The 22,321-nt window shown below is 53.9% G+C and carries 24 protein-coding genes; 6 read left to right on the top strand and 18 right to left on the bottom strand.

Annotated features, from left to right (window positions below; translation table 11 throughout):
* Positions 1–48: 48 nt before the first annotated feature.
* Genes ACRQU7_RS00120 through ACRQU7_RS00095 form a run of 6 tightly spaced genes read left to right on the top strand, consistent with a single transcriptional unit; the run spans position 49 to position 4,133 of the window.
* On the top strand, positions 49–1,119 hold the full coding sequence (locus ACRQU7_RS00120; protein WP_141826750.1) for a type II secretion system F family protein: 1,071 nt from the start codon (positions 49–51) through the stop codon (positions 1,117–1,119).
* Between the two features lie 18 nt (positions 1,120–1,137).
* Positions 1,138–1,464 carry a hypothetical protein gene (locus ACRQU7_RS00115; protein WP_444642748.1) on the top strand — a complete coding sequence of 109 codons (327 nt, stop codon included), beginning with the start codon at positions 1,138–1,140 and terminating at the stop codon, positions 1,462–1,464.
* Between the two features lie 16 nt (positions 1,465–1,480).
* Positions 1,481–1,945 carry a DUF4860 domain-containing protein gene (locus ACRQU7_RS00110; RefSeq protein ID WP_444642746.1) on the top strand — a complete coding sequence of 155 codons (465 nt, stop codon included), beginning with the start codon at positions 1,481–1,483 and terminating at the stop codon, positions 1,943–1,945.
* 13 nt (positions 1,946–1,958) lie between these two features.
* Positions 1,959–2,402, top strand: a complete 444-nt coding sequence (locus tag ACRQU7_RS00105; RefSeq protein ID WP_444642744.1) for a hypothetical protein — start codon at positions 1,959–1,961, stop codon at positions 2,400–2,402.
* Between the two features lie 12 nt (positions 2,403–2,414).
* Positions 2,415–3,032, top strand: a complete 618-nt coding sequence (locus ACRQU7_RS00100) for a hypothetical protein (RefSeq protein ID WP_444642742.1) — start codon at positions 2,415–2,417, stop codon at positions 3,030–3,032.
* 18 nt (positions 3,033–3,050) lie between these two features.
* Positions 3,051–4,133 carry a type IV pilus twitching motility protein PilT gene (locus ACRQU7_RS00095; protein ID WP_444642740.1) on the top strand — a complete coding sequence of 361 codons (1,083 nt, stop codon included), beginning with the start codon at positions 3,051–3,053 and terminating at the stop codon, positions 4,131–4,133.
* Between the two features lie 42 nt (positions 4,134–4,175).
* Here ACRQU7_RS00095 and ACRQU7_RS00090 read toward each other — a convergent pair whose 3' ends face one another.
* The 18 genes from ACRQU7_RS00090 to dnaA form a co-directional block, all read right to left on the bottom strand.
* Complete coding sequence (locus ACRQU7_RS00090) at positions 4,176–5,618, bottom strand: DUF4340 domain-containing protein (RefSeq protein ID WP_444642738.1); 1,443 nt, start codon at positions 5,616–5,618, stop codon at positions 4,176–4,178.
* Between the two features lies 1 nt (position 5,619).
* On the bottom strand, positions 5,620–7,320 hold the full coding sequence (locus ACRQU7_RS00085) for a Gldg family protein (RefSeq protein ID WP_444642736.1): 1,701 nt from the start codon (positions 7,318–7,320) through the stop codon (positions 5,620–5,622).
* Positions 7,321–7,332: 12 nt separating this feature from the next.
* Complete coding sequence (locus tag ACRQU7_RS00080) at positions 7,333–8,037, bottom strand: ABC transporter permease subunit (protein WP_444642734.1); 705 nt, start codon at positions 8,035–8,037, stop codon at positions 7,333–7,335.
* Positions 8,034–9,017, bottom strand: coding sequence for an ABC transporter ATP-binding protein (locus ACRQU7_RS00075; RefSeq protein ID WP_444642732.1), 984 nt, complete (start codon positions 9,015–9,017; stop codon positions 8,034–8,036). The genes ACRQU7_RS00080 and ACRQU7_RS00075 overlap by 4 nt, the downstream gene beginning before the upstream one ends.
* Positions 9,018–9,308: 291 nt before the next feature.
* Positions 9,309–9,563: a hypothetical protein gene (locus tag ACRQU7_RS00070; RefSeq protein WP_038322383.1), complete on the bottom strand. Its 255-nt coding sequence runs from the start codon at positions 9,561–9,563 to the stop codon at positions 9,309–9,311.
* 10 nt (positions 9,564–9,573) lie between these two features.
* Entirely contained in the window at positions 9,574–10,119 is a 546-nt protein-coding gene (locus ACRQU7_RS00065; protein WP_444642730.1) for an NUDIX domain-containing protein, read from the bottom strand.
* A gap of 353 nt (positions 10,120–10,472) precedes the next feature.
* A complete protein-coding gene (locus ACRQU7_RS00060) occupies positions 10,473–11,108 on the bottom strand; it encodes a lysozyme inhibitor LprI family protein (RefSeq protein ID WP_444642728.1) in 636 nt (211 codons plus the stop codon).
* 15 nt (positions 11,109–11,123) lie between these two features.
* The gene (gene gyrA, locus ACRQU7_RS00055) at positions 11,124–13,670 is read right to left on the bottom strand and encodes a DNA gyrase subunit A (protein ID WP_444642726.1); all 2,547 of its coding nucleotides are present in this window, start codon (positions 13,668–13,670) and stop codon (positions 11,124–11,126) included.
* Entirely contained in the window at positions 13,670–14,221 is a 552-nt protein-coding gene (locus tag ACRQU7_RS00050) for a YcxB family protein (RefSeq protein ID WP_038322386.1), read from the bottom strand. Before ACRQU7_RS00050 ends, gyrA begins: the two co-directional genes overlap by 1 nt.
* A gap of 12 nt (positions 14,222–14,233) precedes the next feature.
* Positions 14,234–14,800 (bottom strand): YcxB family protein, encoded by a 567-nt coding sequence (locus tag ACRQU7_RS00045; protein ID WP_038322387.1) that lies wholly within the window; start codon positions 14,798–14,800, stop codon positions 14,234–14,236.
* A 21-nt stretch (positions 14,801–14,821) separates the two neighbouring features.
* Entirely contained in the window at positions 14,822–15,481 is a 660-nt protein-coding gene (locus ACRQU7_RS00040; protein WP_444642723.1) for a YcxB family protein, read from the bottom strand.
* Between the two features lie 133 nt (positions 15,482–15,614).
* Complete coding sequence (gene gyrB / locus ACRQU7_RS00035; protein ID WP_038322389.1) at positions 15,615–17,555, bottom strand: DNA topoisomerase (ATP-hydrolyzing) subunit B; 1,941 nt, start codon at positions 17,553–17,555, stop codon at positions 15,615–15,617.
* Between the two features lie 58 nt (positions 17,556–17,613).
* Positions 17,614–18,012 carry a hypothetical protein gene (locus ACRQU7_RS00030; protein ID WP_444642721.1) on the bottom strand — a complete coding sequence of 133 codons (399 nt, stop codon included), beginning with the start codon at positions 18,010–18,012 and terminating at the stop codon, positions 17,614–17,616.
* Between the two features lie 9 nt (positions 18,013–18,021).
* On the bottom strand, positions 18,022–18,294 hold the full coding sequence (gene remB, locus ACRQU7_RS00025; protein ID WP_038322390.1) for an extracellular matrix regulator RemB: 273 nt from the start codon (positions 18,292–18,294) through the stop codon (positions 18,022–18,024).
* Positions 18,295–18,309: 15 nt separating this feature from the next.
* A complete protein-coding gene (gene recF, locus ACRQU7_RS00020) occupies positions 18,310–19,377 on the bottom strand; it encodes a DNA replication/repair protein RecF (protein ID WP_444642718.1) in 1,068 nt (355 codons plus the stop codon).
* On the bottom strand, positions 19,374–19,592 hold the full coding sequence (locus ACRQU7_RS00015; protein WP_444642716.1) for an RNA-binding S4 domain-containing protein: 219 nt from the start codon (positions 19,590–19,592) through the stop codon (positions 19,374–19,376). The genes recF and ACRQU7_RS00015 overlap by 4 nt, the downstream gene beginning before the upstream one ends.
* Positions 19,593–19,594: 2 nt before the next feature.
* Positions 19,595–20,701, bottom strand: a complete 1,107-nt coding sequence (dnaN, locus tag ACRQU7_RS00010; RefSeq protein ID WP_141826729.1) for a DNA polymerase III subunit beta — start codon at positions 20,699–20,701, stop codon at positions 19,595–19,597.
* A gap of 306 nt (positions 20,702–21,007) precedes the next feature.
* Positions 21,008–22,321, bottom strand: coding sequence for a chromosomal replication initiator protein DnaA (gene dnaA, locus ACRQU7_RS00005; RefSeq protein WP_444642714.1), 1,314 nt, complete (start codon positions 22,319–22,321; stop codon positions 21,008–21,010).

The following is a 22,321-nucleotide window of genomic DNA, read 5'->3' as shown; positions in this document are numbered from 1 at the left end:
CGCGGGAATCGGAACAAAAAAGCCAATAGGCGGTTTGGAGGATGAACCATGGATCAAAACCCGGCTGTCAGCCAGCGTAAAACAAAGCCTCTTTCCTCGGGCGACGTTTCTCTTTTCTGTTCTCAGGTGGTTCTTCTGCTGAGGGCGGGAATCCCCCTGCAGGAGGGCATCGGCACGATCAGCGAAAATATTGCGGATGAAAAGGGCCGGGAGCTGATCCACCGGATTCAGGCGGCAGTGGAGCAGAACGGCTCACTGTATCTTGCGCTGAACAGCACCGGCGCTTTTCCGAAATACATGGTCAACATGGTGAATATCGGCGAGAAGGCGGGCAACCTCGACAATGTGATGGAAGCTTTGGCCCTCTACTACGAGCGCGACGACAGGCTGCGCAGCTCCGTGCGCGGCGCGCTTCTGTATCCGTTTATCCTTGTCCTGATGATGGCGGCGGTCGTTTCCGTGCTGGTCATCAAGGTTCTTCCTGTTTTCAACGAGGTTTTTCTGGACATGGGCAGCGATGTTTCCGACGCGGCGGCCGCCGTGATGCGCGCGGGCAGCGCGATCGGCAGCTGGGCGCTGGCCCTGATTTTACTGCTTTCCCTATTCCTTCTGGCCGCGCTGATCCTTTATAAAACGGAAAAGGGATACCGGTGGATGACCGGCTTTTTAAGCAATTTCCCGCTGACGAGGCAGCTTTCGGAAAAAATCGCGCTGGCGCGTTTCGCGTCGGCCGTCTCCATGCTGCTTTCCAGCGGATACGATACCGAACAGGCGCTGGGGCTGGTTCCCGGTATTTTGAGCAGCCGGGCGGTCGCCGAAAAGGTGAACCGCTGCCGCGCGCTGATGAACGCCGGCTCCTCCTTTACACAGGCGCTGAGCGAAGCGGATATTTTTCCCGGCATCTATTCGGGCATGGTGCGCATCGGCTGTAAAACCGGCAGCCTTGATTCCGTTATGCGCCATCTGGCGGAGATTTACAGCGAGGACGCGGACGAGTCCGTCAGCCGCGCGGTTTCCGTCATAGAGCCCGCCATGGTTGCGGCGCTGTCGATCATTATCGGCGCGATCCTGCTTTCCGTCATGCTTCCGCTGATGGGAATCATGTCGTCGATCGGCTAGGGGAAAGGGGAGGATTGCTTGAGGCTTTACAAAAAGAAATTCGCTTACAGGGACCTTTTGCTTTCCGTCCTTATCTTCTGCGCTTTGCTGTATCTTTTCTGGTCCGGCCTGAGCAGCGCCCTTCGCGCGAACAGTGAGGAAAAGCTGCGCGTGACCCGCGCGGCCGTACAGAAGGCCATTGTCAACTGCTACGCGGTGGAGGGGTTTTATCCCCCGGATATTCAATATCTGGAAAACCACTACGGAATTGAAATCGACCACGGCAAATATGTCGTCCAGTATGAAACGGCGGGCAGCAACATCATGCCCTCGGTGAGGGTGCTGGAGAAGGGCGCCGAATCTTAACGGGGAGGAATCAAGATTGAACAGCAGAAATTCCCATTCCGTCCATACTGTTTTTATCCTGCTGATTTTTTGCCTGTTCGCGGTCTGTTCCCTGTTTCTGGTGCTGATCGGGGCAAATGTTTACCGCGGGATCGTAGGCAAAATGGACAGCAACAATGAAACGCGCGCCACCCTTTCCTATGTCACCAATAAGGTTCACTCGGCGGACAGCCGCGACGTTTCCGTGGAGACTCTGGACGGGCAACAGACGCTGGTGATCCGCTCCGATTTCAGCACACGGGAGTATAAGACCTACATTTATTATTACGGCGGCTATCTGATGGAATATTTCACAAGCGCTGAAAACGGCTTCAGCGTGGGCAGCGGCGACAGGATTACGCCGGTGTCCTCCTTTTCTATGGAGAAAAACGGGAACCGGCTGAGCCTTTCGGTCAGCGGCGAAAACAGCCGCGCGCTTTCGCTCAGTCTTTCCCTTACATAAAGCAGGTGATGGAATGAAACGGAGCTCGGTACAGATCAACAGCTTTTTTGTGGAGATCATTCTGGTCATCCTGTTTTTCGCCGTTTCCGTCACGGTCACCCTGCAGCTTTTTGTGCAGGCCAACAACCGCGCGCGGCAGAGCAGCGACCTGAGCGTCGCGGTGATTCAGGCGGAAAATATCGCGGAGCAGGTCCGTTCCCTCTCTTCGCCCGATCAGCTGCCCGAGGCGCTGAAAACCGCAAAACAGGAAAACGACGGAAGCTACCGCATCCTTTACGACCGCAACTGGAACCGGACGGATACCGACCCGCGCTACATCGCCGACGTCACCCTGAAAAAAACGCCCTCCGGCGGAGGGACCATGGTCAGCGTGAGCGTTTCCGTCAGCCGCCGCCAGAACGGCGGCGGCAGCAGTATTTATTCGCTGAGCTCCGCAAAATATCTGCCCGAAAGCTGAGGAGGTGCCCGTGTGAGAAGAAAAGGAAATTTTCATCTGGGTGTGGGCGCGTCCTCCATCCTGATGATTTTTGTTGTACTCTGCCTGACCACCTTCGGGATCCTTTCCTACGTAACCGCGAACGCGGACAATAAGATTTCCACCAAAAACGCGGAAACGGTTGAAAACTATTACACCGCAACCGCTATCGCGGAGCAGAAGCTCCAGAAAATAGACGAAGCGCTTCTGAGTGCAAGGGAAGACGCCGCGAAGGCCGCGGGTGGAATTGCTCTTATACAGTTAAAGGAATACAATCAGTATAAAAATCGTTCTGAATTACAATCAGTAACAGAAATTTTGGCGGGCAACGCCTCTGCGGAGCAGAAAAAGGCCGTTTGTTACCGCAGCTTTGCCCAGATGCTGCTCACCCGCCTTGACGGGGTCACGGTGGAACCCTCCGACGGGGATTCGCTGAACGTTCGCTTTCTGGCCGATGCGGGCGCGGGCAGGCAGATCGAAACACGGCTGGCCGTCGGCGCTTTTGACGACGCGGAGCGCTACCGGATTACGGAAAGAAAACTGACGCCCCAGGCGCTTGAAAGCGACGGCGGCGATACGCTGGAGCTTTGGCAGGGCAACAGCGCCCAATAAGCGCAATGGAGTGATTGCATGGAATTTGATATTATTGAAATCCTGAAAAGGGCCGTGGAGGAGAACGTATCGGATATTTTTATCATATCGGGCTGCCCCCTTTCCTTTAAGACGAGCGACCGCATCCATCCGGTGGGTATCGACGGCCTTGACTCCTACCGGCTGAAGCCGGAGGATACGAAGAAATGCATTGAGAAAATCTATTCGCTTGGCAGCGGCCGGGACATTCAGCCGTTTCTGAGAAGCGGTGACGACGATTTTTCCTTTTCCATAGAAGGGCTTTGCCGCTTCCGCTGCAACACCTATCTGCAGCGGGGGTCCATGGCCGCGGTGCTGAGGGTGGTCGCTTTCCGGCTGCCCGACCCGAAGGTCCTGCATATTCCCGATACGGTGATCGACCTGAACGAAATCAAGAAGGGCCTTGTGCTGATTACCGGCTCTGCGGGCAGCGGCAAATCCACCACGCTCGCGTGTATTATCGATAAGATCAACCATACGCGCAACAGCCACATCATCACCATAGAGGACCCGATCGAATACCTGCACCGCCACGACAAAAGCATCGTGAGCCAGCGCGAGCTCGCCCACGACACCCGAAGCTATGTGCGGGCGCTGCGCGCCGCCCTGCGGCAGGCGCCCAACGTCATTCTGCTGGGGGAGATGCGCGACTATGAAACGATCACCACCGCGATGACCGCGGCGGAGACCGGCCAGCTGGTGCTTTCCACCCTGCACACGGTGGGCGCGGCCAACACCATCGACCGGATCATCGACGTGTTTCCGCCCAACCAGCAGCAGCAGATCCGCGTGCAGCTTTCCATGGTGCTTCAGGCGGTGGTTTCCCAGCAGCTGATTCCCACGCTGGACGGCGGCCTGATTCCTGCGTTTGAAATTATGCTGGTCAATCCGGCCATCCGCAACCTGATCCGTGAATCCAAGGTCCATCAGATCGACAACACCATTTATTCGTGCGGGTGCGAGGGCATGGTGGCCATGGACATGGATTTGCTCCGGCTTTACCGGGAAAGAAAAATCTCCCGGGAAAACGCGCTGATCTACGCCGCGAACCCGGAGACCCTAAAAAAGAAGCTGACCAATTAAAAAGTCGGAGAGCATTGCTCCCCGACTTTTCTTTTTCTATTTTTATGCTTCGTCCTGCAGCGTTTTCGCGCCGGTCAAAATTTTCTGAACGTCGTCCTGCGTTACGATCCCGTAAACCGCGCCGTTCACTACCGCAGTGTAAAGCCGGTCGCCGGTCTTATAAAACGAGGCCGTGTCCGTCCCGCTTTTGTCAAAGTAGGCATACTCCAGCCTCAGTTCCGGAGTGCCGGTTGGCGTAGCGTCCGCCGCCTCCAGAAGCTGGATTCCCGTAACCTGCTGGAAATACGCGGTATAGTTTTTCTCATAGTCCAGCTTTTTCCCATCGGTTCCGGTGACCGCATAGGTATATTCGGTTTTATCCTGGGTGGATTTGGTTTCATCCTTGGTTCTGACGACGGCAAAGGTCTGAACCGTGCCGCCCGCCGTTACGGAAAGCAACTTTACCGCTGTGATGTCGGGCTTGAGAATGTCCTTGCTGCGGAGCGCGAACGCGTTCGTGCTTACCCACGCGTCAAGGCTTTCCGCCTTGACCAGATACACGGCGTCCACCTTGTCGAGCTTTACATAATAGGAGGAATCCTTCTTTGCGCCGACCAGAAGCCGATAGCTTTCCTTGTTTACCGTAAAATCGGCAATTGCGAAGGGTGCGTCAAGCCCGTAGTTTTTCAGCGCCGCGGCGTCGGGATTCACGGCCTCGACGGAGTCCGCAGTCAGGTCCGTCAGCGCCGACTCGACCGCGCTGAGCTTCTCGGCATCCGTGGGTGCGCTGACCGGGGAGGTAATCACGCTCTCCGTTCCACTTTTTTCAACGGTGACGGGCTGCGAAAAATTCGTGCCGCTCAGGGTTATTTTTGTAAAGTCGTTGACGCCGCTGCTGCTGGTAACCGCCATCACGGTCTTACTGACGAAATAGGTCTTGCTTTCCAGAATCCCGCCGTCAATACTGACGATATAAACATTGTCGGAATTTTCGCCGCACATATAGTACGCGCTGCTGTCCGTGGCGGAGGGATTTCCAATTTTATAATTATAGGCGCTTCCATCCTTGAAAGTGACTTCCACGGTGGCCTGCGGGTCCTTTAGCCCGAATTCGCTCAGGTTGCTGACAATTCCCAGATTTTTGGTGGCGACAAGGCTGAATCCGTTCTGAACAACCTGAGAGGCGGCGGTGTTGTTGATCGGCACGCCGCCGAGCTCTTTGACCAGATAGGTGATTTCCGCCGCAGTGCCGGAGGCGGCGGAAGAAGCGGAGGAAGCGGTATCTGATTTTTCAACCGGGACGAGCGTATAGCCGCCTTTTTTATTTTTTACGGACATGGAGACGATGTCCTGGCTCGTTTTGGAGACAAGCTCAATGGTCGAAGCGGAAGTCTCGGAAGAAGCGGTCTCCTGTTTATCCCCCGTCGTCAGCAGGACGGCGGCCACTCCGCCGAGTACCACGATACAGCCGGCGACAATTGCCAGATTTCTTGTGCTGGTTTTCATCTTACAGGCGCCTCCTCTTGCGGTACACACAAACGCCGGCAACCACTACGAGCAATGGGATCAGCAGGGTAAACACGCCGATGCCGAGCAGAACGCTCATTTCGGCGCTCAGGGTAATATCGGAAACATTGGTCTGTACGGAGGTCTCCGTAATGGCGGTGGCGGAATTGGTGGTACCGGTCGCGTAGCGGGAAAGGTCAACCACATATTTCGCGTTGCCAAAGGTGCTCGCGCCCAGAATCTCTCCGGCAAACATGGTGGTGCTGCCCAGCGCAATCACATTCGCCTTATATTCCTTCGTTCCGGACTGCACTTTATCCTGTGAGAGCACCGCCGTATTATATGCGGCCTTCTGCGGCGTATCGTCCGCCTTGGTGTTGTTGTCCACCAGATAGCAGGAATCGTTGGACTTCGCCAGCGAGTAAGTCGTTTTGGTTCCTCTGGTTTCAAACAGAAGGTTGATCGGGTTGGACTGTGGAGTGGTAAAGTAACCGTAATCCGACTGTCCGCCCAGACTCAGCCCCGTCTGCACGGTGGAAAGAATATAGCTTGGGTCATCGGTGTAATATTTGCTCTGATCGCTTTCCACAACTACGGCCTGCGGTACCTCGATGCCCCATTCCTTCAGGAAAGCGGAGAGCTTCGGCATGGCCTGCTGGCTGGGATGGAAGGTGATCAGCAGGGAACGGTCGCCCTCAATTGCGGAGCTGCTCAGGAAGGCATCCAGCTTTTTCAGCTCCGCGTCGGTATAGTCGGTGGTGGGGCAGCCCAGAACCACCAGACGGGTATTGTCGGGAATCGCGTCTGTCAGCAGGTTGAAATTCTTTGTTTCAAAGCTGTTGTTTGCCAGCAGCTTTTGATAGGTGGCCGTTTCCAGCTGCTCGCTGTGGCCCGTGTCAAACGCGGCGATCGCGACGGTGTCCGCGATTACGGAGTTGAGAGCGGAAGCAAGCGCGCTGTCCACCATGGAATAGGTTTCCGTCGACACGCCGTCTGAGCCGTACTGCACGTTGAACAGGTCGGTGTAGGCGAGCACGCGGTAGCGTTTGTCCGTCTTGACCAGGACGTCGCCCGCGACCAGATTATCGTTTTTATAGGTGCTTGCGAAGGTCGGATTCTTATCAAGGTCCATATACTCCACCTTGATATTGGTGTTTTTCTCGGCGATTTTCTCGGCGAGCTCCCCGACCTGGCTGTATTTGATGCCGTATTCCGACAGAAGCTGGTCGCCCTTTGTCTGCGCCTGTGTCGCCATAATATAGATGGTGGTCGGCACGTTCACTTTGGAGACGATTTCCGCCGCCTGAGTGGAGAGGGTATTTACTTTATTTTTTGTCAGATCCAAATTCATGGATGGATACCGCTGCGCCAGCACACTTACGATCACATTGATGAGAATGACGACGATCAGGAATCCGGCGGTAAACGCAGTGGAAATTCCACCACGGCGGAATTTTGTGCTTTTCGTGTACGCGCCGACCTTTTCGGCCAATTTGCCTTTTTTCTTCTTTTCTTCCGGTTCATTGGCGCCGTCGGCCTCTTCTGTTTCGGAGTCTGTGTTTTCTTCCGGAAAATTCCCGATGTTTTCCTTTTCTGCGGGTTCTTCCCCGGAGACAGGCTCCGTCTGTTTCGCCGCAGTCTCTTCGGCGGCTTCGGTTTCCGGAGTGGTCTTTTCTATTTCATGATTGTTATCCCTGTTCATTTTCATACCCCCTTAGCCCCATCTTCTGCTTTCAAGCTTGCGGGCGGTCAGGAAAATAAAGACCGCGATCACGCTGAGGAAAAAGACAATGCTTGAAAGATCAAAAATTCCTTTGGTAAACGGCTGGTACCGTGTGTTGAAGGACAGCCAGCCGATCAGCTTAACCGCGACCGGATTGCTGACAAGACTGGTAAGCTGATCCACGACCAGAAGAAGGATGGAAATGCCGAACGTTCCGATGGCGGCGACGATCTGGCTTTGCGTCAGCGAGGAAATAAAGATGCCGATGGAGATCATGGCCGCGCCGTACAGCAGGGAACCGAAAAAGTTCCCGAAAATCAACGCCCATTCCGGCGCGGAAAACAACCCGATCACGGCCACGGGAATCAGGGTGCCGACCATGGCAATGGCATACACGGCCAGCGCGGCCAGAAATTTGCCCGCCACAATGGAGGTGACGCCCACCGGCGCGGTCAGAAGCGCCTGATCGGTGCGGTTGCGCATTTCCTCACTGAAGCTGCGCATGGTGATGATCGGAATAATCATCATGCTCCAGATAAACATGGTGGCGTATACGCTGGAAATGTAGGAGGAGGAACGCAGCATCAGCACCTGGAAGAAATAATATCCGTACAGCGCCAGAATCATGGCGACGCAGACATAGCCGATAGGGGAGGTGAAATACGCTTTCACCTCCCGTTTTGTAATCGCTCTCATTCTTCTTCCTCTCCTTCCGTTATCGTTTCAGCAGCGGTGTCCTTCGTATAGGCCGCGCTGGTCAGGCGCAGGAACACGTCCTCGAGCGAAAGCCCGGTGTTGGACATGGACAGAATGGGATAATTTTTCGCCGCGGCCGCCCGGAAAAGCTCCCGGCGGACATCGCGGCCGTCGCGGGCCTCTACCTCGTACTCGAAAACGCCCGGCTCCTTTTCGCCGCAGCTCTGCACGGTTTCCACAAACTTGACGGATTTCAGGGCGTTTCTGACGTCGGTCTCGTTTCCCTCTATCCGGACGATCAGCTTATGGTCGGCGCTCAGGCTCTGGGAAAGGCTTTCCGGCGTGCCGTCCGCGACCAGCGTTCCTTTATTGACAATGATGATGCGCTCACAGACCGCCTGGATTTCCGGCAGAATGTGGGAGCTTAAAATAATCGTATGTTTCTTGCCCAGGTTGTGAATCAGGTTGCGGATTTCGATAATCTGCTTGGGGTCAAGCCCGACGGTGGGCTCGTCTAAGATCAGAACAGGGGGATTGCCCAAAAGCGCCTGCGCAAAACCGACGCGCTGTTTGTAGCCCTTGCTCAGGTTGTTGATGAGGCGGTGATACACGTCGTTGATTTTCACCAGCGTACAGATTTCCCTGATATGCTTTTCGCGCGGGAGTGTGACTTTTTTCAGGTCAAAGAGGAAGTCCAGATATTCCTTCACCGTCATATCCGGGTAAAGCGGCGGCATTTCGGGCATATAGCCGATCAGCTTTTTCACTTCGTTGGGATTGTCAAGCGTGTTGTACCCGCCGACCGTGACCGAGCCGGAGCTGGCCGACAGATAGCCGGTAATAATGTTCATGGTGGTTGACTTTCCCGCGCCGTTCGGTCCCAAAAAACCGACGACAGTTCCTTCTTCAACCGAGAAGCTGATGTTGTTCAAAGCGACGTTTTGACCGTAGCGCTTTGAGAGGTTTTTCACCTCAATCATGCAGATCCCTCCTGATGTTTCCATTATTTTCGTGACCGATGCAAAAGGCGAATTTTTATCCGACCCTCTCAAAGGGGAGCTGGAAAAAGAAAGCGTGATTTTGTCGACAGCCTGAGGCGGACAAAGCCTGCTGTAACGCCATTTTATTGTAGCAATTCGGCGCGGTCGGAATGTAAACTTTTTTTGAATGTTTCCATTCTATTTTATAAACTTTATGTGATGGCTATGTGAAAAGAGTCGGGAAATAAAAGAAAAGAGCCGCCTCGGGGACCGCAGTACCCGGACGGCAATTCATTTTTCCTGTTTTTCCTCGCTTTTTGTCCCGTCCGGCTTTGCGGCGTCGGCTTCCGTACCGCTTTTCCTGCCCTTCAGCCAGCGCAGGGCCTCGGGCGCATACGCTACGATCAGCCCAATTCCAAGGCCGATGGGCAGCCAGCTTCCCTGTGGGTTTCCGATGGCGAAAAACAGGGAGGCGGCCCAAAGGCCCAGATACATCATAAGACGTTTTTTCGGCTCGCTCAGCTCAGTGGGCTTTTTCTTTTTCATAGCGCACCCCTCAGATTTTTCCGTCCTTTAAAAGCCGCGCGGTTTTTAAAACCAGCACCTGTGTTTTAGAGTCAGGGATTTCCCCGTCCATCACCATGCGCACCGCTTCGTCCACCGGGATTTTTTCCGTTTCCAGAAACTCATCCTCGTCAAACTGCGTCTTGCCGGAGGTTTCCAGACGGCAGGCGTACAGATAGATGATTTCATCGGAGTAACCGGGGGAAGGATAAAGCTTTCCCATGTCGACATAGCGGGAGCCGGTGGTACCGGTTTCCTCAAGCTGCTCGCGCTTCATCGCTTCAAACGGATCCTCGCCGGGTTCCAGCTTACCCGCCGGAGTTTCCAGAACGACTTCTTTATAAGGATACCGAAACTGGCGGACAAACAGAATTTCATTCTTTTCTGTCAGCACAGCGACACTGACCCCGCCCGGGTGGTCAACGCACTCTCGGGTGGAAATTCTGCCGTTAATCAGCTCCACCTTGTCCACGTGAAGTTTGAGGATTCTTCCTTCATAAATATCGTTTCTACTCAGGGTTTTTTCGTTGAATTCCATTTTTTTCTTCCTGTTCAAATAATTCTTTTTAAGAATATATCTGTGCTTTTTTCCTCATAGAGAAAAAACACAGTATCCATTTCAAAACTTAAAGTATAAAACACAATAAATATAACGAAAAGTATTTAATTATATACCCATTTTTCCCTCAGTCAGGCTGCGCCTGCCAACTCCCTCAAAGAGGATACCTTAAAAGAACCCCTGCCTCCCTCCGTGAGGGAGGTGTCGCGCCCGGCGCGACGGAAGGAGCCTTCATAGGAGTGCCTTGCGGCCGATTCAACATATAACTGTCTGAGAGCGTCGCCGTAGGCGCGTGCCGACCGCATGGTCCGCGACGGAAGGAGTTGTCCCGCTTACTTGAACGCGTAGGCGTAATTTTGATCAAAGGAGTAAAGCTGACGGTAAATCTGCGCGGCGCGGCTGCGGTAATAATCCATGGTGGCGCTCGCGGCGTTGACCTGGGCCATGGTTCCGCCCGCGGCGTATGCGTCGTCACTGATTTTTTTCAGCGCTTCTGTCTTGCCGTTCACCCAGGCGGTCTGCTCCGCTTTGATCTTAGAAAGGGCGTCGCCCGTGGCCAGTTTCGTGACCTTGCCGTAAGCGGAGGTGACTTCTTTTTCCCAGATCCCGGCGTACTTATTGGAAAGGTCGACCATCTCCACATTGGAGAAGGCCTTGTTGGACTCCGCGATATATTGCTTGTCAATCGGATTTTTCTTAAACAGCGCGTTAAACTCCGGGCTGTCGGTCTCTATATCGATGACCGGGCCGGGCTGGGATTCGGACGGTTCGTTCGGCGTTACCACAGGAACGCTGCTGATCAGTTCACTCTGCGCGCTGCTGGCAGGCTGGGACTCCGCCTGAGAGGACTCGCCGAGCCCGCTTGCCGGGACGGAGCTCTGCCCGCCCTTCACCGACCCGCAGCCCGCGAACGCCGCGATCGTCACGGCAGCCGCCAGGGGAATGCAAAGCTTTTTCCAGTGATTCATTGACTGCACCCTTTCTTATTCCTCGGTGTTTTCCTGTTCCGTATCCGTTGAAAGATTCTCTTCCATGTCCTCCGATTCGTCCTCGCAGCCGGCGTCGGCGTCGCCCTCGTCCACGGGCAGTGCATCCACCGCGTCCTCTTCGTGCGCCGTGCGGGCCAGCGTGACAACCTCGCTGTTTTCGTTCAGACGCATGACACGCACGCCCTTGGCGGGCCTTGCGCATTCGCGGATGGAGTTGGCCGGGATGCGGATAATGATACCGTCGGAGGAAATCAGAATCACGTCGTCGTCCAGATCGACCACCTTGATGGCGGCGACCTCTCCGTATTTCTGAATATGATAGTTGGTAAGGCCCTTGCCGCCCCTCGACTGGATGCGGTAATCGTTAATGCTGGAAAGGCGCCCGTAGCCGGTTGCGGAAACGGTCAGCACAAGGCCGTCCGCGCGCAGCGAGCTCATTCCCACGACATAGTCGCTGTTCTTCAGGGTAATCGCTTTGACTCCGCGGGCGGTTCTGCCCATGGGGCGGACGTCCCTTTCATCAAAACGGATGGCCATGCCCAAGCGGGTCGCGACCAGAAGCTGCGTATCGCCGGAGGTCAGGCGCACCCAGGAAAGCTCGTCGCCGTCATCCAGATCGATCGCGATTACGCCGCCCTTGCGCGCGGTATCGTAAGCCGAAAGGCTGGTGCGCTTGATGATGCCGTTGCGCGTCACCATGCACAGATAGCTTTCGTCGTCGAATTCCGGCACACGGATCATGGAGGTAACCTTTTCATCCTGCGCAATCGGCAGCAGGTTCGCAATATTCATCCCCTTGCTCGTGCGGGAGCCCTCCGGAATTTCATAGCATTTCAGCCGGTACACGCGGCCCAGGTTGGTAAAGAACATGACATAGTCGTGGCTGTTGATGACAAACATGTCGCTCGCGACATCCTCTTCACGCCTCGTCATGCCGCTGACTCCGCGGCCGCCCCTGCGCTGAATATGGTAAGTATCGGTTTTCTGACGCTTGACGTAACCGAAGTTGGTCAGGGTCAGCACGCATTCCTCCTGCGGAATCAGGTCTTCAATATCTACCTCGCCGCTGACGGTCGCAATTTCCGTACGGCGTTCGTCGCTGAATTTATTCTTTACCGCGAGAGCCTCGTCCTTGACGATGCCGAGCAGACGCGTTTCGTTGCTTAAAATATCTTTGTAATCTTCGATTTTCGCTTCCAGAGCGGCGATTTCGTCTAGCAGCTTCTGGCGCTCCAGACCGGTGAGCGCGCCAAGCGGCATCTGTACGATCGCCTGTGTCTGCGGGTCGTCCAGCCCGAAGCGTTCCGTCAGGCGGGCTCTTGCCGTCGCCCTGTCCTTGGAACCGCGGATAATGGAAATCACCTCGTCAATGTTGTCAACGGCGATTTTCAGGCCTTCCAGAAGATGCGCGCGCTCTTCGGCCTTTTTGAGGTCGTACAGAGTGCGGCGCCTTACGACGCTTTCCTGGAATTGAATGTATTCCTGCAGCATTTCCTTGAGCGTCAGCGTTTTGGGTTCGCCGTTGACAATGGCGATCATGATGACGCCGAACGTCGTCTGCATCTGAGTATAGGAATAAAGCTGATTCAGAACGATCTGCGGGGAAGCGTCGCGCTTCACGCTGACCAGCAGGTGCATGCCCTCGCGGTCGGAGTGGTCCTCCACGTTGGAAATTCCCTCAATACGCTTGTCCTTGACCAGCTCGGCGATGCTCTCGACCAGCCTTGCCTTATTGACCTGATAGGGCAGCTCCGTAACGACGATATTGAAACGGCCGTTTTTCTCTTCCTCGATCTCCGCGCGGGCGCGCACCGTGATGCGGCCGCGGCCGGTGGCGTAGGCGGCGCGGATGCCCGCCCGGCCCATGATGATGCCGCCGGTGGGGAAGTCCGGCCCTTTGATGCTCTGCATCAGATCGTCCAGCGAAGCCTCGGGGTCGTCGATCAGCGTACACATGCCGTCGATGACCTCGCCCATATTGTGCGGGGGAATATTCGTGGCCATGCCGACCGCGATACCGGTCGAGCCGTTGACCAGAAGATTTGGAAAATGGCTGGGCAGAACGATGGGTTCCTTCAGACGGTCGTCGTAGTTCGGCTGGAAATCGACGGTATCCTTGTCGATATCCTCCAGCATTTCCACGGCGATCTTACTCATGCGGGCCTCGGTATAACGGTAGGCGGCCGGGGGGTCGCCGTCCACGGAACCGAAGTTGCCGTGTCCGTCCACCAGCATATAGCGCATGGAAAAATCCTGCGCCAGACGCACCAGCGCGTCGTAGACCGAAGCGTCGCCGTGCGGATGGTAACGGCCCAGCACGGAACCGACGGTGTCCGCGCATTTGCGGTAAGCCTTTTCCGGAGACAGGCCGTTTTCAAACATGGTATACAGAATCCTTCTGTGAACCGGTTTTAACCCGTCGCGCACGTCCGGCAGCGCGCGGGACACAATGACCGACATGGAATAGGCGAGAAACGACTGTTTCATTTCCTTTTCAAGGTCGACATTGATGATTTTTTGATTTTCCTGAAATTCGTCCATTAGCGGGCACCTTCCTGCTGATATTTTTCCTGAAGCTTTGTCTCAAGAATATTGTGAATTCTGGTACATTCGCTTTCGTTCATCGCCCTTTTGGGGATAAACTTCATCTCATTGATTCCTGTGTATATAATAAAAACCCTCGCGTCCTCATACGCTTTATACAGCATCTCATAGGGAAGGACAGCCGTATACCGTTCGGTTTGAAAGGTTATGGTTTCCTCTGAAAATTCCGTGGTCTGCGCGATAAATCTTTCACTGTTCGCCGTAAAGTAGCTCAGGGCGTGCCGCCGCACGGCGTACAGCACAATCGTATCGTAAAAGCATCCGATGATCACGCCGACCGCGGCCATGGCCGCGTAAATAAAATCCTGATAGAAATTCCCGTAAACAAAGGCCTTTAAAAGAAACGCGGCCAGAATCAGGACGGTTCCCGTAACCTTCAGAATGATTTTTTCGCTTTTCCTTACGGCGGCTTTTGCCGCCGCGGCCTTGAAGTCGGCATAATCGAATTTTGTGGTAAGGCAGCTTACCGAAATTGGGCTTTCAGGCAAATAAATCCCTCCTTAACGCCCGCTTTTTAGATAGCGCGAAGCAAACGCGCCGGCAAGGTGTGCGGATATTTTTTCAATCTGTTCGTTCGTAAGTCCCTGTTTTTTGATGATCAGCAAGTCCCGTTCCCGCCCGCCGGTCACGACAAAGGCGGATGGGGTCTCTATACACTTGCTGAAATCGGTCCAGTACTCCAGCATTTTTTCACAGCTGCTTTGAATCACCACGCTGTCCCGGAAAATTTCAATTTTCTGCGGCAGGGCCAGCAGCCGGTTGGAACGGTACAGCTCCGCCGCCCATTTCCGGATATCGTTCGGCTGGATAAAAAAGAACAAAAAGGCAAGCGCAAGTGCCAGGACAATTCCGCACGCGGGTCCCCAGCAGGTGAAAAATCTTGCGCGGTAAAACGGAATAAAGGAAGCGATGACGATGGCCGCAGAAAGACAGATTCCCGCCCGCACCCATTTTGTGTGGATAGGGGAAACAGCGCTCTGCGCGGTATAGTACGCCGCGGCGTATTCGTCGGGCCCAACCGTCTGTTCCACCGTATCGACCGGCCCTCCCTCGTAAAACGTCGGCATCTTTTCGTCTCCTTTCCTTTTTCAGCTTTTTGGGTGCGTCCCCGCCAGAAGCATTGCCTGAACCTCCGGCAAAACGGCCGGTTCCACACAGCGCAGCGGAAGGATCACCATATTTCGGTCGTCTATGTAAAGCACGATCAGATTTTCGATCTGAACACATTCGCTGGCCCCGTCGAGCGGAATTTCCCATCTTTTGCCGGGCAGCCCCATTTCGATATGGTCGGGGTAAATCTTCATGCGGATCTCCCTGCCGTCGGCGATTTTTGACGAATGCACCCGGATGACGGCCGTCGGGAAAATCGCGACTACCAGAACCAGCAGAATGCACACCACCGCCAAAGAGGCGTACCGGCTGTCGCCCGTCGAACGGAACTGCATCAGAAAGACGACCGCCATCGCGGCGCTCAGCACGACCGCAACGGCCGAAAGCCCTATCCTTGTACCGGTGTACTGGCTTTTCCAGAGAACCTTGAAGATTTCGCCGGAGGTCAGCGTATAGGTCAGCTTGATTCCCGTATTCTGTTCCTCAAACGCCAGCGCCGTTTCATCGGCGACCAGCTCCGCTTCGGAACCGTCCCATTCCACTTTGTCTTTCTCAGGTTGGTCCTCGTCGGGGGTCTGTTCCCCCCGGGGTTCAGGAGGTTTTGAGGCAGTTTCCTGTTCCTTCACAAATTGTTTCATGAGAAATTCTCCTTTTCGCTTATGTAGCACAAACTGTATTTTTCATACTAAAATATACGAATTGTAAAATATTTTCTGATTTTACCTGCATTTATGGAAAAATATCTGCGCAAAGTACGAAAAGGCCGCAGCCTTAGACATCGAGGTTCTTTGCGTACTTCGCGTTGCTTTCAATAAAGGCGCGGCGCGGCTCGACCTTGTCACCCATCAGAATGGTGAAGGCTTCGTCCGCGGCGGCGGCGTCTTCCACTTCCACGCGCAGCATGGTGCGGGTTGCCGGATTCATGGTCGTTTCCCAAAGCTGCTCGGCGTCCATTTCACCAAGACCTTTGTAGCGCTGAATCTCATAATTGCTGGCGAGCTCCGCCATTTTCTGGTCGCGTTCCTCGTCGCTGAACGCATAGTAATGATTTTTCCCCTTGCTCAGCCGGAACAGCGGCGGCTGCGCAAGGTAAACATGGCCTTCCTCCACAAGCGGCTTCATAAACCGGAAGAAGAAAGTCAGAAGCAGCGTGCGGATGTGTGAACCGTCGACATCAGCATCGGCCATGATGATGATTTTTCCGTAGCGAAGCTTATTCAGGTCGAATTCTTCGCCGATCCCGCAGCCGAGCGCGGTGACGACAGGCATCAGCTTTTCGTTGCCGTACACCTTGTCGAGCCTTGCCTTTTCCACGTTAAGCATTTTGCCCCAGAGCGGCAGAATCGCCTGATATTTGCGGTCGCGTCCGCCTTTTGCGGAACCGCCGGCGGAATCTCCCTCGACGATATAGATTTCCGTCTCGTCGGGATTACGGCTCTGACAGTCGGCAAGTTTGCCCGGAAGCGCGGCGTTTTCCAGAGCGGATTTGCGGCGGACCAGGTCGCGGGCTTTCCTCGCGGCGTCGCGCGCGCGGGAAGCGGCCAGCGCCTTGTCGAAAATTGCCCTTGCCGTCGCCGGATTTTCTTCGAGATAAGCGGTCATTTTATCGGTAATGAGGTTGCTGACCAGCGTACCGATTTCGGTATTTCCCAGACGGGCCTTTGTCTGGCCCTCAAACTGGGCGTCCTTCATCTTCACGCTGATAATGACAGTCAGCCCTTCGCGCACGTCGTCGCCTGAAAGGTTTTTATCGTTTTCTTTCAGAATATTATATTTTCTGGCGTAATCGTTCATCACACGGGTCATGGCGCGTTTGAACCCGTCCTCGTGCGTGCCGCCGTCGGTGGTATGGATATTGTTGGCAAAGGACAGCATCAGCTCGTTATAGGAATCATTATACTGCATGGCGACTTCCGCCGTTGCCGAATTATCGGGGGCAACGGAAGTAAAGTGGATGATGTCGGGATGGATGATCTCGACCGCTTTCTTTTTATTGATAAATTCCACAAAACTGCTGATACCGCCGTGGTAGCAGTAGTTGTCGTTTACAGGGTTGTTTTCGTCGCGCAGGTCGGACAACGCGATATGGATGCCGGCGTTCAGAAACGCCTGCTCGCGCAGTCTCGTCTGCAGGGTTTCGTAGTCGTAGACGGTGGTTTCCCTGAAGATTTCCGCGTCCGGCTTAAAGGTGACGAACGTTCCAGTTTTGTCCGTTTCGCCGCGCACTTCCAGCTGGGTGATGGTTTTTCCGCGCTCAAAACGCTGATAGTAAATCTTGCCCTCGTTGTAAACCTCGACCTCCAGCCATTCAGACAGCGCGTTGACGACCGATGCGCCGACGCCGTGCAGGCCGCCGGCCACCTTGTAGCCGCCGCCGCCGAATTTTCCGCCCGCGTGCAGCTCGGTGAAAACAACCGTGACCGCCGGGATTCCCATCTGATGCTGGATACCGACAGGGATTCCGCGCCCGTTGTCCAGTACGCTGATGATGTCCCCGGGCAGGATCTTGACTTCGATTCTGTCGCAAAAGCCCGCGAGCGCTTCGTCGATCGCATTGTCCACGATTTCATAAACGAGGTGATGCAGCCCGCGCGGCCCGGTGGAACCGATATACATGCCGGGGCGCTTTCTGACCGCGGCCAGGCCTTCCAGTACCTGTATCTGATTTTCGTCGTATTTTTGTTTTGTTTGCGTAATTTCGCTAAACTCCAAGTTTAACCCTCCAATTATAATACGTATCGTATACTCTCGTTAAACCGAAACGTTCTGTTCAGAATCTTCTGTCTCTTCTATCGTAAATTTTCTGTGTCTGCTGCTGGGGGGACGGCTGCTGCTGCCGGCCGGCGGGGGACTGTTTTCTGTGGACTGCCGGTTTTCTCAGCCTGACCAGGAAAAAACAGAGCAAATAAAATACAAAATACGGCAGCATAATGAAAAAAATGGAAGCAAGACTCAGCATTTTTACGGAAATCATCCAAACAAGGTAAATCAGCCCGCTGAGCACGATTGCGCCGATAGCAAAAAAGTGAACGGCGGGGTCGAGCTCAATATTGGAGTAGCCGCCGCACTTGGGGCATTTGTACTCGCCCTGTGTCTTGATCGACCAGGTGCGCAGCAGCGTCAGTTTATTTCCGCAGTGCGGACATCGTGCTTTTCTGAATTTTTTCATTTTTTCACCTTAAACATTTGATATCTCGTCAATAAACCCTGTCCTTTTCAGAAGGGTGGAAGAGGAGATTTGCGTGATATAAACGATGATCCGGCTGTTTTTATCACAGCAAAGCACAAAGGATTTCGGCATTTCCATGGAAACGTTGACGACCCGGCCCTCTTTCTGGGCCGCAGAAAGATAGTTTCTGGTCGATTTGGATATGGTAGAGGTTTCCATATCGAATATGCCCACAATATCACTGACTTTAATCACCGTGTCCTGCCCGAGATGAAGATACATAAAATAAAACCTTTCTCATTTTTTTATCAGGGTACCGCCGTCCATTTCAAACAGGGCGCCCTCCCGGAGCTGCTGAATTGCGCCGGGTTCACAGCAGGTTATAAAAACCTGACAGCGATCCAAATGATTGAGTAAATAATCCTGCCTGCCGGAGTCCAGCTCGCTCATTACATCGTCGAGCAGAACAACGGGTCTTTCTCCGGTCTGGCTGTAAAGCATCTCGGCCTCCGCAAGCTTCAGGGCAAGGACGGCGGAACGTTTCTGGCCCTGTGAGCCGAACGTCCGCGCGGAGCGGAGGTCTATGGCAATATCAATATCGTCGCGATGCGGGCCGACGCTGGTATGGCCCAGCGCCACATCCTCCCGGCGGGCCGCTTTCAGCGCTTTTTTTAGGTCTTCAGCGCTTTTTTGATAGGTTAAATCAATGATTTCGGTATGTTGGGAAATGCCGGCGTAAATCTCTTTGACCGGTTCTTTGATTTTACGGATATAATCCATCCTGCCGAGGACGATCGCTTCGCCGTAGGAAGCAAGCTTTTCATCCCAGATTTCAAGCGTATCCATCAGCTCGGCATGGCGGGGGATATCTTTTAAAAGGGTGTTGCGCTGGATCAGCGTGTGGTGATACCGCGAAAGAAGCGCGGCGTACCCGGGTTTGATCTGGCAGAGGGCGGCGTCCATAAAGTCGCGGCGCTGGGAGGGGCCTTCGCGCACAAGCGCGATATGCTCCGGGGAAAAAATCACGGAAAAAAACTTTCCGACCAGCCCGGAAGCGTTTTTTTGGGGAATCCCGTTCAAAAAAGCGTTTCTGCGCCCGTTTTCAATCGTGATTTCCGCCGTCTGTTCGCGCTCCCCGCTGAAAAATTCCAGACTGAGCTTTGCGCCGGCTCCTCCCTGCAGAATCAGGTCGGCGTCCTTCGTTCCCCGAAAGGAACGGCCGCCGGTAAAAAGCCAGACCGCTTCCAGCAAATTGGTCTTTCCCTGTGCATTTTTCCCATATATTATATTGATCCCATTCTGCGGAATTATCACGCAGCGCCGGATATTTCTGTAATTTTCAGCCTCCAGGTGCTGGATAATCACCCGTTACACACCTCATATGTCACATCGTTGTATTCGGCCTTGTCGCCGTTTCTCATTTTTTTGCCGCGCATGGTGCAGATTTCTCCGTTGACCTTCACTTCGCCGGACTGCACGACAAATTTTGCCCGGCCGCCGGTGTCCACCGCGCCGCCAAGCTTCAAAAGGGAGTCCAGCCGGATAAATTCGGTATCAATGACGATTTTTTCCGTCTTCATTTTTATGCCTCGCTCTTCAAACGGACCGGCAGCACCAGGAAAAGGAAGGAATCACCTTCGCGCGGAAGGATTTTCATTGGGCTCAAAGCGCCGTTAAGCTGTATTTTCACTTCATCGCCCTCGGTGTTGCGCAGGGCGTCGAGCAGATAGCGGTTGTTGAAACCCATTTCCACGCCCGCGCCGTCGATTTTCGCGGAAAGCTGGTCGTTGGCGTGGCCGATGGAGGTCGAGCAGGAAACTTTGATTTCCCCATCCTCAAACACGCAGCGCACCGGGCTTTTCAGCCTGTCGGTAATCAGAAGGGAAACGCGCTCCACGCTGTCGATAAACGAACGGGTGGGAACGATGATTTCCGTTGAGCTGGCGCCGGGGATGGCGGCCTTATAGTCGAGGAATTCCCCTTCGAGAAGGCGGGAAATCACGCAGTAGTTTCCGATCTGGAATAAAATATGGCGCCGGCCGATCTGGACTTCCAGCTCGGTGTCGTCGTCGCTCAGAAGCTTGAGCACTTCGCCGAGCGTTTTGCCCGGGACGACAAAGCTGGTTTCCTCGCCGCAGGCGGCGGTTTCTTCTCTTAAAGCAAGACGGTAGCCGTCCACGGAGATCAGGCGGATCTTATTTTTGCTCAGTTCAAACAGGGTACCGGTGTGGATCGGCTTCGCGTCGCTTTCTGCGACGGCGAAAATCGTCTGACGGATCATGCTTTTCAGGATGCAGTTCGCAATTCGGATCGAGGTTTCCCCGGTAATGGCCGGAAGCTCGGGGTATTCCTCCGCGGGGATTCCCACAATGGAGAAATCCGCCGGTCCGCTCTTAATGGAAGTGATTTTTTTCTCGTCGGTGGCAAGGTATACGGTATCCGCCGGCAGACGGCGGACAATGTCGCCGAACAGCCGTGCGCTCAGGACGATGCTTCCCGGTTCTTCCACTTGGGCCTCTATTTTTGTGGTCATTCCCAGTTCAAGGTCGTATCCGCACAGTGTAATTTCATTCTCGCCTGTTTTGAGCAGGATGCCTTCCAGAGCGGGAACGGATGATTTTGTGGACACGGCACGCTGAACATTCAACACAGCTTCGTTCAGCTGCTGCCGCTGGCAGGTTATTTTCATAAACTCACCCTCTGTTTCCTTTTTATAATAGATAGTATAGATTTAATTTAGTAAGAGTAGTAGGCGGCGCGGAAAAGTTGAAAGATTTTGGAAATACAGGCGCGGCTTGATTTTTTCGCCGTTTGCCGTGCGCGATTTCTATGTTAAGGTTTTGTTAACTTTTCGTATAAAATCAAAGTATTTAACCGGATGTTGAAAACTCTGTGGGGAATGTTGAAAACAAGTTAAATAATCCGGGAGGTCTGAAAACCTGTTGAAAACGCAGATTAACAGAAATTGTTGAAATGTCAACTTTTTTTCCACTTTTCAGCGGTCGCGGATATTCTTAATGATATCTTCGACGGTTGCCTTGGTTTTCGGGTCGCGCTTGATTCCCTTTTCTACCTGCTGGATGGCGTAGACAATGGTGGAGTGGTCACGCCCGCCGAATTCCTCGCCGATGGAGGTCATCGGGAGCTGGGTAATTTCCCTCACTACATAAATCGCCATCTGCCGCGCGCTCGAAATGTTTGCGGAACGCTTGGAGGAACGGATGTCCTCGCCGGTCGTACCGAATGTGCGCGCAACCTCGTCGATAATTTTTTCTACGGTAAAGGGGGTGGGCTGGTCGTTGTTGATGATATCGCTGATCGCCGCCTGCGCCGTGGTGATGCTGGGATCCTCTCCGGCAAGCAGGTAGTAGGCTTTCATTTTTTTCACCGCGCCCTCCAGCTGGCGGATGTTGTTTTTCAGCCGGTTGGCTATGTATTCCGCGACGTTGTCGGGAAGGTCGATTTCCAGAAGCTCCGCTTTTCTTTTAATAATGGCGATGCGCGTTTCAAAATCCGGCGGCTGGATATCCGCGGTCAGCCCCCACTCAAAACGGGTGAGCAGCCGCTCCTCCAGGGTGGCGATATCTTTCGGCGGCCGGTCGGAAGTCAGCACGATCTGTTTTTTTGCCTCGTATAACGTGTTGAAGGTATGGAAAAATTCCTCCTGGGTGGAATCTTTTCCGGCGATAAACTGAATATCGTCTACCAGGAACACGTCCGCTTTCCGGTAACGGCTGTGAAATTCCGCGGTGGTGCCGCGGCGGATCGCTTCGATCAGCTCGTTGGTAAATTCGTCGCCTTTTATGTAAATGATGTTCATTTCGGGATGGGTCCGGCTGATCTCGTTGCAGATCGCGTATAGAAGATGGGTTTTTCCCAATCCTGAATTTCCGTAAATGAACAGGGGATTATAAAGGGTTGCGGGCTTGTTCGCCACCGCCATGGAGGCGGCGTGCGCAAATTTGTTGGAAGAACCGACAATGTAGGTGTCAAAGGTGAATTCGTAGTCATCGTTGATGGCGGGCGTTTCGTCGTTCTGCTTTTCGACCCCCGCTTCTTCCGGGGTACAGACGCGAATCTGGATTTTTTGACCGAAAATCTGTGTGAATGCTTCATCAAGCATATCCATATAATAATGTTTGATCGTCTGCCGGTGAAGTTCGTTCGGGACTTTAATGACCGCAACTCCCTGCGCAAAGTCAAGATTGACCGGTTCTATGCGCTTGATCCATGTGGAATAGGCGATATCGGTGATCTTGCTTTTGCAATAATCGCAGACCAGATTCCAGACCTCGGTGAAGGATTCCAT

This window comes from Caproiciproducens puteiluti (assembly GCF_052442865.1).
In the GTDB taxonomy this organism is placed as follows: domain Bacteria; phylum Bacillota; class Clostridia; order Oscillospirales; family Acutalibacteraceae; genus Caproiciproducens.
This window is presented reverse-complemented; position numbering and strand designations above follow the sequence as displayed.

What these genes read in the sequence shown, in the direction of transcription:
- ACRQU7_RS00060 (WP_444642728.1), bottom strand. Translation starts at nt 11,108, where the DNA reads ATGAATCACTGGAAAAAGCTTTGCATTCCCCTGGCGGCTGCCGTGACG.
- dnaN (WP_141826729.1), bottom strand. Translation starts at nt 20,701, where the DNA reads ATGAAAATAACCTGCCAGCGGCAGCAGCTGAACGAAGCTGTGTTGAAT.
- ACRQU7_RS00120 (WP_141826750.1), top strand. Translation starts at nt 49, where the DNA reads ATGGATCAAAACCCGGCTGTCAGCCAGCGTAAAACAAAGCCTCTTTCC.
- ACRQU7_RS00105 (WP_444642744.1), top strand. Translation starts at nt 1,959, where the DNA reads ATGAAACGGAGCTCGGTACAGATCAACAGCTTTTTTGTGGAGATCATT.
- remB (WP_038322390.1), bottom strand. Translation starts at nt 18,294, where the DNA reads ATGTATCTTCATCTCGGGCAGGACACGGTGATTAAAGTCAGTGATATT.
- ACRQU7_RS00015 (WP_444642716.1), bottom strand. Translation starts at nt 19,592, where the DNA reads ATGAAGACGGAAAAAATCGTCATTGATACCGAATTTATCCGGCTGGAC.
- ACRQU7_RS00030 (WP_444642721.1), bottom strand. Translation starts at nt 18,012, where the DNA reads ATGAAAAAATTCAGAAAAGCACGATGTCCGCACTGCGGAAATAAACTG.
- ACRQU7_RS00065 (WP_444642730.1), bottom strand. Translation starts at nt 10,119, where the DNA reads ATGGAATTCAACGAAAAAACCCTGAGTAGAAACGATATTTATGAAGGA.
- ACRQU7_RS00095 (WP_444642740.1), top strand. Translation starts at nt 3,051, where the DNA reads ATGGAATTTGATATTATTGAAATCCTGAAAAGGGCCGTGGAGGAGAAC.
- ACRQU7_RS00040 (WP_444642723.1), bottom strand. Translation starts at nt 15,481, where the DNA reads ATGAAACAATTTGTGAAGGAACAGGAAACTGCCTCAAAACCTCCTGAA.
- dnaA (WP_444642714.1), bottom strand. Translation starts at nt 22,321, where the DNA reads ATGGAATCCTTCACCGAGGTCTGGAATCTGGTCTGCGATTATTGCAAA.
- ACRQU7_RS00070 (WP_038322383.1), bottom strand. Translation starts at nt 9,563, where the DNA reads ATGAAAAAGAAAAAGCCCACTGAGCTGAGCGAGCCGAAAAAACGTCTT.
- gyrA (WP_444642726.1), bottom strand. Translation starts at nt 13,670, where the DNA reads ATGGACGAATTTCAGGAAAATCAAAAAATCATCAATGTCGACCTTGAA.
- ACRQU7_RS00085 (WP_444642736.1), bottom strand. Translation starts at nt 7,320, where the DNA reads ATGAACAGGGATAACAATCATGAAATAGAAAAGACCACTCCGGAAACC.
- ACRQU7_RS00045 (WP_038322387.1), bottom strand. Translation starts at nt 14,800, where the DNA reads ATGCCGACGTTTTACGAGGGAGGGCCGGTCGATACGGTGGAACAGACG.
- ACRQU7_RS00075 (WP_444642732.1), bottom strand. Translation starts at nt 9,017, where the DNA reads ATGATTGAGGTGAAAAACCTCTCAAAGCGCTACGGTCAAAACGTCGCT.
- ACRQU7_RS00080 (WP_444642734.1), bottom strand. Translation starts at nt 8,037, where the DNA reads ATGAGAGCGATTACAAAACGGGAGGTGAAAGCGTATTTCACCTCCCCT.
- ACRQU7_RS00090 (WP_444642738.1), bottom strand. Translation starts at nt 5,618, where the DNA reads ATGAAAACCAGCACAAGAAATCTGGCAATTGTCGCCGGCTGTATCGTG.